Origin of the sequence: Sphingobacterium sp. LRF_L2, from assembly GCF_965644235.1 — a bacterium.
Classification (GTDB): Bacteria; Bacteroidota; Bacteroidia; order Sphingobacteriales; family Sphingobacteriaceae; genus Sphingobacterium.
On the sequence record NZ_CBFFRI010000036.1, the window covers coordinates 1 to 249 of the forward strand.

General features: G+C 50.2%; 1 protein-coding gene. It reads right to left on the reverse strand.

Annotated features, from left to right (window positions below; genetic code table 11):
• On the reverse strand, positions 1 to 249 hold a 249-nt coding region (locus tag ACSZOX_RS22435), incomplete at both ends, for a hypothetical protein (protein WP_437922483.1).

The following is a 249-nucleotide window of genomic DNA, read 5'->3' on the forward strand; positions in this document are numbered from 1 at the left end:
TTCTGCAGTCCAGCCTCCAACAACGGCCGGCTCTCGTCCTTCAATGCTGTGTCTTCCGGAGAGCCACGACGCCTGCATGCCGCCAATTTGCTCGAAAAATCATCCAGCAGAGCCTGGATGCTCTCCAATGTAGGAGAAGGATCCGGATAATTTGCATTACCTGTCATTGCATTAACGATTGTGGTTGCGGCAACCACAAGCCCATCTTCTTTTAACCCTGAAAAGCCGATGAGCGCTTTAAATTTAGTC